Below are 740 nucleotides of genomic sequence, written 5' to 3'. Positions count from 1 at the left end.
GCAAGCGCATCGATCTCCGCGTCGGTCATCGCCTCCGCGGCCAGTCGCGCCGCCATGCCTTCGAGCGCCTCGCGCAGCTGAAAGATCTCGATCAGCTGCTCGACGCTCAGCTCGACGACACGCGCGCCCAGGTTCGGGCGACGCTCGACCAGCTTGCAGGCCTCAAGCCGAGCAATCGCCTCGCGCAAGGAGCCGCGGCTCACACCATGCCGACGCGCCAGCTCAGGCTCGCTGATCTTGCTGCCCTGCGGCATCTCGCCTTCGACGATCGCCCGTTGCAGGGCATCAAACAGGCGATCGGTGAGGGTGCCAACAACACTCGGCTCAAGCACGATCAGCGCGGGGTCATTCATCGCCTCAGCCAGCAAAGTGTCAACACCTTTTAGTTTATACTCGCCAATTAAGCAGTGAATCTACCAGAACCGGCATGATGTGTCGACACTCTTATCTCAGGCCAAACCACTAACCACTAACCACTAACCACTAACCACTAACCACTAACCACTAACCACTAACCACTAACCACTTCTTCCCGCGAGCGACTGTCGGCCGAAGCCCTCCTGCGTCAACAGCAGCGCTGGCACGCTAGACTAAAGCGAATCCGTCTTACCTCAGCCACAAAACCATGCACCGCCAAAAACGTCCCATCGGCATCCAAACCTTCCGCGAGATCCGCAAGGGCGATTACTACTATGTCGACAAGACCGGCTTCGCGCTGCGGCTGATCGAGGAAGGCAAGT

2 protein-coding genes are annotated in these 740 nt (G+C 59.2%); one reads left to right on the top strand and one right to left on the bottom strand.

What is annotated here, in order from left to right:
* The coding region (locus tag VBE63_RS30845; protein ID WP_323686752.1) for a GntR family transcriptional regulator at positions 1-353 on the bottom strand (353 nt) is incomplete at its 3' end.
* A gap of 272 nt (positions 354-625) precedes the next feature.
* Between VBE63_RS30845 and VBE63_RS30840 the strand changes: the two genes are divergently transcribed.
* A partial coding sequence (locus tag VBE63_RS30840; RefSeq protein WP_323686753.1) for an AAA family ATPase occupies positions 626-740 on the top strand: 115 nt, incomplete at its 3' end.

Source organism: Lamprobacter sp. (assembly GCF_034860625.1).
GTDB lineage: Bacteria > Pseudomonadota > Gammaproteobacteria > Chromatiales > Chromatiaceae > Lamprobacter.
This window is presented reverse-complemented; position numbering and strand designations above follow the sequence as displayed.